6 protein-coding genes and 2 tRNA genes are annotated in these 9,017 nt (G+C 73.1%); 3 read left to right on the top strand and 5 right to left on the bottom strand.

The annotated features are described in order from the left end of the window. The coding region (locus ABYE80_RS12650) for a hypothetical protein (protein WP_372790643.1) at nt 1-975 on the top strand (975 nt) is incomplete at its 5' end. 11 nt (nt 976-986) lie between these two features. On the opposite strand, the gene ABYE80_RS12645 is transcribed toward ABYE80_RS12650, so the two are convergent. Beyond that, nucleotides 987-1,073: transfer RNA gene (locus tag ABYE80_RS12645), tRNA-Ser, on the bottom strand. A 68-nt stretch (nt 1,074-1,141) separates the two neighbouring features. On the opposite strand from ABYE80_RS12645, the gene ABYE80_RS12640 reads away from it, so the two are divergent. After that, nucleotides 1,142-2,104: a hypothetical protein gene (locus ABYE80_RS12640; protein ID WP_372790642.1), complete on the top strand. Its 963-nt coding sequence runs from the start codon at nt 1,142-1,144 to the stop codon at nt 2,102-2,104. A 16-nt stretch (nt 2,105-2,120) separates the two neighbouring features. Here the strand turns inward: ABYE80_RS12640 and ABYE80_RS12635 are convergent, their stop codons facing one another. The 4 genes from ABYE80_RS12635 to ABYE80_RS12620 form a co-directional block, all read right to left on the bottom strand. Then, nucleotides 2,121-3,521, bottom strand: a complete 1,401-nt coding sequence (locus ABYE80_RS12635; protein ID WP_372790641.1) for an esterase/lipase family protein — start codon at nt 3,519-3,521, stop codon at nt 2,121-2,123. A 66-nt stretch (nt 3,522-3,587) separates the two neighbouring features. After that, on the bottom strand, nt 3,588-4,511 hold the full coding sequence (locus ABYE80_RS12630; RefSeq protein ID WP_372790640.1) for a WD40/YVTN/BNR-like repeat-containing protein: 924 nt from the start codon (nt 4,509-4,511) through the stop codon (nt 3,588-3,590). Beyond that, nucleotides 4,508-5,968, bottom strand: a complete 1,461-nt coding sequence (locus ABYE80_RS12625) for a fenitrothion hydrolase (RefSeq protein WP_372790639.1) — start codon at nt 5,966-5,968, stop codon at nt 4,508-4,510. Before ABYE80_RS12625 ends, ABYE80_RS12630 begins: the two co-directional genes overlap by 4 nt. Nucleotides 5,969-6,009: 41 nt before the next feature. Further along, nucleotides 6,010-8,760 (bottom strand): GAF domain-containing protein, encoded by a 2,751-nt coding sequence (locus ABYE80_RS12620; RefSeq protein WP_372790638.1) that lies wholly within the window; start codon nt 8,758-8,760, stop codon nt 6,010-6,012. Between the two features lie 113 nt (nt 8,761-8,873). Between ABYE80_RS12620 and ABYE80_RS12615 the strand changes: the two genes are divergently transcribed. Beyond that, nucleotides 8,874-8,963, top strand: a tRNA-Ser gene (locus ABYE80_RS12615). Nucleotides 8,964-9,017 lie beyond the last annotated feature (54 nt).

Below are 9,017 nucleotides of genomic sequence, written 5' to 3'. Positions count from 1 at the left end.
GTGACGACGCGCGGAGCGCTCGTGACCGCCAACGCCGGAGGGACCGACTTCGCCCTGACCTACGACAGCGGCACCCAGACGTGGGTCAGCACCGCCGGCGCGTCGATCCCGGCGGGCGTCGGCCCTCGGGACGTGACCCTGAAGTGGGAGGTCCGGTCTGGCACCGCGGGCGGGCTCACGTGCAGCAACGGAGGGAGCAACCCCTGCAAAGGGAGCTTCGGCGTGCTCCAGCGCGTCATGTCCGCCCAGGTCGCCCGCAGCGGGCCGATCCAGCTGGCGGGCCTGGACACGACGACGGCCACGAACGCCAACTCGTTCCCCCAGGGGTCGACGCAGTCCCTGATCGTGCGGATCGGGGTCGGCGGCAGCCTCGGGAACGCGGCGAGCGTGAGCGACCCGATCGTCACGCTGCGCGTGACCGGGGGCGGCAGCCAGAACCAGACGGTCGACTGCGACCCCAACCAGTCGAACATCCGCGACGAGATCGCCAACGGCTGCACCGCGCTCTACAAGAAGAACCTCGGGACCACATGTCCCGCAAGCGTCAGCACGCTCTGGGCGTCCGCCCAGCCGTGGGACTGCATCGCGATCCAGACCGGCGCCGCGACCGGACAGGTCCGGCAGGGCCTGCAGGACCGCCTGCAGGGGGGATCGACGAGCTGCGTGAACGCCAACAAGTGGTCGCAGTTCCCCAACCTCGCCCCGAGCGACCCGCGGCTTGTCCCCTTGCTGCTCACGCCGTTCAACACCTTCCAGGGCAGCGGCTCGTCGACCGTGCCGGTCACGGGCCTGGGCACCTTCTACATCACCGGCTACGACGGGTCGCCGTGCAGCGGTGACGACGCCGCGGGCGGCGGCAACATCGTCGGGCACTTCGTCAAGTACGTGAACGGGTTCGCGGACGACACCACGACGGGCACCGATCCGTGCGTGTTCGGCGCGTTCGACCCGTGCTACGCGCAGATGACGGAGTAGCCCGGCGGCAGCGGAGGGGGCGGGATTCGAACCCGCGAACGCCTTGCGACGTCTCCGGTTTTCAAGACCGGTGCATTCAACCGCTCTGCCACCCCTCCGGGGCCAGGGATACTGACGAATTCCGGGCCTTGACGCACGAGCCCTGGACACGTCACGATTCCGCGCCATGGGACGTCGGATGGGGGTTGTCGTCGGGGGACTGGTCGCCGGGGTCCTGGTCCTTCCGGTCGCCGCCGCGCAGGCGAAGCTCGCGGCGAAGGTCACCGTTCCCGAGCAGACCGGTCCGCGCGTCGTCGTCGCGCTGAGCAGCACGACGAAGCTGTCGTCGAAGTCGCGCCCGAACCGCGTCCAGGTGCGGTCCGGGTCCACGGTGTTCACGCTCAAGCGCTACGCCGGCGCGAGGTCCGGGCCGGGGTCGTGGCGGACCGCCCGCCTGAAGGGGACCGCGGTGAGCCGGGCCCGGGGGCTGCGCGGCAAGGTGGTGCGTGTCGTGATCCGGTCCCGGGCCGGGACGACGACGCTGCGCCCGAAGGTCGCCACGCCAACCGTGGGCGAACCGACGGCGCCCACCGGACCGAGACCGTCTCCCGACGCTGGTCCTGCGCCCAGCAGCGGCCCGGGGCCCTCGCCTACGCCCGGAACGCCGCCCGACTCCGGGCCGGGCACGCCGCCCTCCAGCGGGCCGGGCACGCCGCCCGACTCCGGGCCCCCGAAGAACTTCCCGGCCCCGGGACGGGATCTGACGGGGCAGGAGGCGCTCGCGAGCTTCGGCCCCTACTTCTTCAACTCCGAGTTCAGCGACTGCTTCGCCGGGAGCTGGCCGGCCTGCACCATCGAGCACCGCTACGGTCACGGCTCGGACGGCACCTTCGTGCACCGCCGCTGCACGCCGACCTCCGGCAGCGACGTCAACTTCGTCGACGCCTATCAGGTGGTGGGCGCCCTGCACCGCGCCGACGGGTCGTGGGTCGTCGAGTACACGACGCAGGACGGCGCGGGCTTCTACCACTGGGAGGTCGCGCAGAACGGCCTCGCGCAGGGCGACTACCGCTACCTCAACGGCGAGCCCGAGCCGCTGCGGGACTACGTCTGGCGGCAGCCCGCGAACATGGGGCGCTGCGTGAGTTGAGGCGGCGGCGGAAGCCTCAGGCGTTCCGCGATCCGCGCGAGGCGTAGCCGAACCGCTCGCGCAGGCGCCGCCGGCGCGTCGTCTCGCGCTGCCGGCGGTGCTCCGTGAACCGCGCTCTGTCGTGATCGTCGGCCAGCCACTCGCGGACGTGGTGGTAGACCTGCGGGTCGCTGGGCAGGTCGAAGTGCGTCAGCCCGCCGACGTGCGCGCGGTGCTCCTGCCGGATGCCGAGTCCCTGGCCGGCGTGATCGCCGGAGGCGCTGTCGATCCGCACCAGGATGTCGCCGAAGGCGCTGGAGATCGCGTGCCGTGGGTCGTAGGCGAGGGTGGCGGCGACGGCGTGGAGCGAGATGTGGTCGGGCAGCTCGATCGCCTCGCGGTAGTCCTTGAGGAGCGCGCCACCATCCCGGTCGCGCCAGTGCTCCTCGGCGATCACCCCGAACGCGAGATCCTTGATGCCGACCGAACGCGTGTCGAGGACCGAGGCGATCGGGGCCGCCTCGGGCACCGAGCGCAGCGCGAAGGCCGCGAGGTTGACGCCCTTCTCGAGCGGTGCCCCGTGGTGCGGGGTGCCGAGCCCCACGACGTGCTCGACGCACTGCACCCACGGGTGGCCGCCACGCTCACCGGCCCGCACCGCGGCACGGGCGACCAGGCCGCCCATCGAGTGCCCGATGATCGCCACCTCGCGCACCTCCACCGGCCACGCCTCGGTCAGCGCGTGCAGCAAGGTCGCCAGGCGGGCGCCGTTCTCGCTGATGCGCAGGCCGGTGTTGTAGCGGACGTGCACGCCGGTGAAGCCGAGATCGGCGTGCAACCGCTCGCTCATCGGGACCACCGGTCCGTGGCCGGCCTTGCGGGCCCGCCACCACCACACGCTCTCGTTCTCGCCGAGGCCGTGGACGTAGATCGCCAGCCGCGGGGTGGCCTGCGGGTAGGCGTCGCGCAGGCGCTCCGGTGTGGGAGGGACGTCGCGACCCGCGAGGCGCGCGGCGAGGGGTATCGCCAGCGGCGACTCCTGCGCCTCGAGCAGGTCGCCGAGCAGCCCGTTGATCGCCGACCGGGCCACCGAGCCCGACGGCGTGTCGGAGATCGGCTCCGCGTGCTCCGGGGTGAGGCGCGCCACAGCGGCGGCGACCCCTCGCGCCGCGGCGCCGCCGGCGACGCGCACGCTGCCGTAGATCGCCGAGCTCACGACGTCGTGGACCGTGCGTACCGGCTGGCCGAGAGGTCCCGTGGCGTCGAAGGAGCGCGTCGAGATCGCGTGGTGCAGCTCCTCCACACGGTCCGTGAACGACTCGACGACGTAGGCGCCGAGGTCACCGACCGCCTTCAGCTCCTGCTGCCGCGTGATCTCGGGCGCCGGGCGCCGGGCGAGCGGGCCGGCGGCGTCGTGCGGCACGGGAAGCGACGGCATCCGGCAAGGGTACCGGGAGGCGTGGCGGCGACTGTGTGCCAGGGGGCACGCAGGCGCGGGCGCGCGCTACGGCCGGAAGATCGGTGTCCAGGTCCGCGCGCCGTCGGTCGATCGCAGGATCGTCGCGTCGGCGAGCGCCATCAGGAGCGCGCCGTCGCGGTCCTCGACGATCTTGTACGGCTCGCCCTGGACGCTGCCGACCTTCTTCCACGTGGTGCCCCGGTCGGTGCTGCGGAAGACCGTGCCGTCCCGGTCGGCCCGGACGATCCCGCCCCGGGCGGGCCAGTCCAGCCGCATGCCGATCCCGGTGAGCAGCGCCCGCCAGGTGCCGCCGTCGTCGGTCGACCGGTACAGCTGGTCCTCGGTGGCGGCCACGATCGTCTCGGGGTCCTGCGGGTCCACGACGAAGTCGATCACCAGGCCGCGCGGGGTGAAGCGCTCCTTGAAGGTGCTGCCGTCGTCGTCGCTGATCAGCATCGCGGCGAGCACCGCGTCATAGGCGTAGAGGCGGTCGTGGCGCACGACCAGCTTGTGCAGGTCCGCCTCGCCGAGTCGTGCGAGCGACTTCCACGACTCCCCGCCGTCCGTCGACGCGATGAACCCGAGGAACTCCGGCAGCGCCTGCGTGTCGGGGTGCCCGGAGCCGATCAGCCGTTCCCCGTCGTCGACCGCGAGGAACGACAGGAAGGTCCCGACCGGCGCGGAGCGCGACCCGGCCCGCACGGTGCCGGAGATCTCCGTGACCTTCCCGCCGTCACGGTCGATCCGGAAGAAGCCCCGGTTCGTGGACAGCAGCAGGTCCTCCGTGCGTGGGTCCACGCCCAGCGAGTTCACGTACGGGGGCTGCTGCTCGAGGTCGACGAGCCGGTTGCCGGCGCCCGCCGCCTGCGAGGCGCCGCCGCCCTCGGGTCCCGAGAGCCGGTCCGACCCGCATCCGGTCAGCAGCGCGCCGACCGCCACGAGGGCGAGTGCGGTCCGGGTTCGCCTCATGCGCCCGCCTGCGCGAGCAGCCACAGCGCCAGGGTGGTGAAGCCGACCATGACCGACAGCATCCAATACTGCGACCGCACCGCGCGTCGTGACGCTCCGTACAAGGCCAGCGCGCGGTCGTGGGCGAGGGCCAGCCCGCACACGTGCCCGACCACCACGAACCCGACCTGCAGGTACCACGTGAGGTTCTGGGAGAGGACGCCGTAGTCGATCGACGCCGACGCGGTGCCGAACAGGTCCCAGCCGCGACCGAGCGGATCGGACATCAGGAACCAGGTCGCCTGACCCTGGAACACCAGCAGCGTCAGGTAGTGGGCGGCGACGTAGACCAGGGCGATGGGGACCAGCGAGTGCACGAACGCGCGGGCCAGGCGGTCCGTGTCCAAGCCCCCGCCCACCGAGCGCATGCCCGACACCCCGAGACGGTAGAAGGCGGCGACCAGCGCGACTGCAGCGAGCATCCCGAGCGTCGCCGAGGCGGTCAGCCCCGCGTCCACGCTCAGCCCGAGCGGCTCCCACAGTCCGTCGAGCGCCTTCTGGACGTCCTTCCACACCTGGCCGGAGCTGAGGCCGTCGTAGGTGACCGTGCCGATCATCACGCTGAGCACGGCCACCGTTCCCGGCGTCACCTCCAGCCGGGCGAGCGCCTCGAGGGGGCGCCGCCGACCGAGCGTCCCGTCACGCACCTCCAGCGGCGCGATCCTGGCGAAGAGCCCGAAGTACACGCTGAACGCCTCGCCGTTGCGCAGCCACGGCTCGACGCCGTACACGGACATCGCGCCCAGGGTGATCGCCGTGTAGACCGCGGCCGCGATCGCCAGCGACTCGGGGTGCTCACCGCCGCCGTGCGCCAGTTCCAGCCACGTGAACGCGAACAGCCCGGCGGCGGCCGGCCAGCGACCCAGCCGTGCCGGGTAGGCACGCGGCGAGGGAGGGGATCCCCCGCGCGTCTGCCGCACCGCCCACGCCCCGGCCCGGCCGAGCGCGCGCCACGGGTTCAGCGCGTGGAAGACGTCCCCCAGCAGGACGCTGGCGAAGGCCAGGCCGACCCAGAACACCACGTACACGAAGGTCGGCGTGAGGTTCGCCTGGGCGACCTCGGTCCCGGCCAGCCCGCCCACGATGAGCACGACCAGCAGCCCGGCGGCGACCACCTGCGACGCGGTGTCGATGCGCGGCGACCCGAGGATGCGCCCCACGCGCCCGGGCAGCGGACGCCAACGGGCCGGCGCGAGCGGGGACCGCACGTCCTCGTAGCGGGGCTCCTGCCAGAGCACCGCCATCGCGACGAACGAGACGACCAGCACGACCGCCGCGGCCCAGCCGAACAGCCACTCCGGGATCGGCAGGTCGGCCCGCTGCACCAGGCCGTGGGCGTGGGCGGTCGCGGCCGGACCGAGCACGGTGACCGCGGCGAGCACGAGGGCTGCCGCGAGGCGACGACGGGGCCTCGTCACGGGCGTTGAGGTCGGACGTCGCCGCGATGCACGCGCACAGGCTACGACGGAGGCGGCGCCGGGGCTCCCGCCCCGTCATCGGCCCCAGCCGCTTCGCTGTCGAGCACCGCGAGGAACGCGTCGACCACCGCGGGGTCGAACTGGGTGCCGGCCCCGGCCCGCAGTTCCGCGCGCGCGGCGTCGGCGTCCATCGCGCGCCGGTACGGGCGGTCGCTCGTCATCGCGTGGTAGGCGTCGCACACGAGCACGATGCGCGCGCCGAGCGGGATCGCCTCGCCCCTGAGGCCGTCCGGGTAGCCGCTGCCGTCCCAGCACTCGTGCTCGTGGCGGACGGTGGGCAGCACCCCGGCCAGGAAGTCGACCGGCGCGAGGATCTGCTCGCCGACGACCGTGTGGGTCTCGATGAGCTTCCACTCGTGCGGGTCCAGCGGCCCGGGCTTGTTCAGGATCCGCTCCGGGATCGCGATCTTGCCGATGTCGTGGAAGACCGCTCCGTAGCGCAGGTTGCGCCGGCCCTCCTCGTCGAGTCCCAGCGCGGCGCCGGTCGCATCCGCCCAGTGCACGATCGACTGGGCGTGCGTGGCGGTGTAGGAGTCCTTGGCCTCGAGCGCGGTCGCGAGGGCCTCCGCGGTGCCGAGGTACGCGCGTTCGAGGCGCTCGTAGAGCAGCGCCGAGCGCATCGCGGAGCCGATCTGGTCGGCGACGGTCGCCAGCAGCCGGGCATCGTCCTCATCGAACGCCGCCGGAGCGACCTCCTCGACGTCCAGCGCCCCCCACAGCTCGTCGGCGACCCACAGCGGGGTGCACAGCTCGCTGCGCACCTCCTGGGTCTCGGGAGCGGACCGGTAGCCGGGCTCCTCGTGGACGTCGTTGACCAGCAGGGTGCGTCGCTCCCGCAAGCAGCGCCCGATCACCCCGGCCGTGCGCGGCTGCGACCACGACTGCATGCCCTTGGCGAGGAACTCGTCGCCGCTCACCGCGACCGACTCGAGGTAGTCGTCGTCACGGATCCGGATGACGGCGCACAGGAAGTACCCGAACGCCCGGTTCAGCTCCTCCACGGCGGCGTCGGCGATGGCCTGCGGGTCGGTCATCGCGGCCAGGCGCGCGCCGAGCTGGTTGGCGAGGTCGAGATGGCGTGCGCGCTTCTTGAGCCGCTCGGAGTCCACGAGGCTCGTCCCGGCTTTCCAGCGCGGTTCGATCCCCGCCAGCGAAGGGGTCTCGGGTTCGCGGCGCGGGGGGTCGGTCTCGCGCCGGAACCGACCGGGACGGAAGGAGTCCGGGAGCTCGCTGGCGCACACGACCGTGCCCCGCCGCGCCTCCTGCTTGCCGAACAGCAGCGCGCGGTCCGCCTGCTCCAGCAGCGAGGTCGCGGTCATCGCGCCGTCACGCTGCGCCACGCCGGCGGTGGCGTGGCCGTCGTCGACGCTTCCCAGGTCCTCGAGGCTCTCGGCGATCCGCAGCAGCGCGCGTCCGGCGATCTCCTCGGCGGCGGTCTCGTCCGCGTCGACGGCGACGAGCGCGAACTCGTCCCCGCCGTACCGGGCGACGAGGTCGTACGGCCGGGTGACGGCGGCCAGGGCGTGGCCCACCCGGCGCAGGACCTCGTCGCCGACCAGGTGGCCGAAGGACTCGTTGATCGACTTGAAGTCGTCGAGGTCGAACAGGATCACCGACAGGGTGGTGCCGGCCCTGTCCGCGCGCTCGACCTCGCGGCGCAGGCCGTCCTGGAAGGCGGCGTGGTTCAGGCAGCCGGTCAGCCCGTCGGTCCGGGCGGCGGTCGCCAGCGCGGAGGCGGCGGTCGCGTTGCGGCAGGCGACGGCGGCCAGCTCCCCGAACGCCTCGAGCATCGCGAGGTCGCGGCGGTCGACCAGCCGCGTGCGCGTGAACCCGACGGACAGGACGCCCTGCAGCGCGCCGTCCCAGCGCATGGGCACGGCCACGCAGCTCTCGACGTCGGCGAACGGGCTGCCCGCCGGCGGGCCCACCATCGCCCCGTAGTCGTTGGTCAGGATCGGCCGGCCGGCCTGCGCGACCTGCCCGGACAGCCCCTCGCCGGGCGCGAGCTGGATCCCGAGGTACTCCGGCGGAAGGCCCGTCGCGTGCTCGATCGTCAGCCCCGTGGCGCCGTCCCCGCGGTAGACCGCTGCGATGTCCGCGTCGAGGATCGCGATCGCCTCGCGGCAGATGGTGTCGAGCGTCTCCGTCAGATCCAGTGAGACGTTGAGCGTCTTGGCCGCGCGGGCCAGCGCCGACTGCTCCGCGACCCGGCGCGCCTGCTCGTCGGAGAGCCGCAGTTGCGCGAGCGCCGCGCTGGCGGCGGCGGCGAAGGCGGCGGCGGTGTCCACCTCCTCGCTCGAGAACGCGCGGCTGGGGCCGTCGACGAGCACGAGGACGTGGTCGGTCGTCTCGCGCGAGCGCAACGGCACGAGCAGCACCACGCCCGCCTGATCGGACCAGCCGAAGGCGCGCGCGAGGGACTCGGAGTCCTTGCCGCCGGCCCGCACGTGCGGCAGGTGTCGCTGCAGCAGCTCCTTCAGCGCCGGGACCGCGTCGTACGGGATCCGGTCGGGATGGTGTCCGCCGGGTGGCGCGCCGGCGACGACCCGGGCGAACGTCGCGCCCGGCGGCAGGGTCAGCAGTCCCGCCCCGCCGACGGCGAAGAGCGTTCGCGCCTCGCGCACGAGCGCCTGCCGGACGCCGTCGGGGCCGGGCGCGTCGAGCGCCGCGGCGAGCACACGGGAGACCGCATGAATCGCGTCGCTGGTGCGGTTGCTGGGGGAAGGAGCCACGGGAACAGGTGGTCAGCGGCGGTCGCGTCACCGCAACCATGCATCGGACAAGATGCGAGAGCATCGGCACGACGTCGCTCGAGCTTGACCGCGGATACACTGCTGTCTGCACTGGAGAGGTGGCCGAGTGGCTGAAGGCGCCCGCCTGCTAAGTGGGTATAGGGGTGAAACCCCTATCGAGGGTTCGAATCCCTCCCTCTCCGCTCGGAGTCCTCGCACAACTGTTCGCAGAACCCCGAGGCCCACGACACCCCGGC

Source organism: Paraconexibacter sp. (assembly GCF_041602235.1).
Classification (GTDB): domain Bacteria; phylum Actinomycetota; class Thermoleophilia; order Solirubrobacterales; family Solirubrobacteraceae; genus Paraconexibacter.
The sequence above is the reverse complement of the archived record's forward strand: the minus strand, read 5'-3'. Positions and strand labels throughout refer to the sequence as shown.

Bases quoted from the DNA above. Each gene is read 5' to 3' on its own strand.
- ABYE80_RS12630 (WP_372790640.1), bottom strand. From the start codon at position 4,511: ATGAGGCGAACCCGGACCGCACTCGCCCTCGTGGCGGTCGGCGCGCTG.
- ABYE80_RS12640 (WP_372790642.1), top strand. From the start codon at position 1,142: ATGGGACGTCGGATGGGGGTTGTCGTCGGGGGACTGGTCGCCGGGGTC.
- ABYE80_RS12635 (WP_372790641.1), bottom strand. From the start codon at position 3,521: ATGCCGTCGCTTCCCGTGCCGCACGACGCCGCCGGCCCGCTCGCCCGG.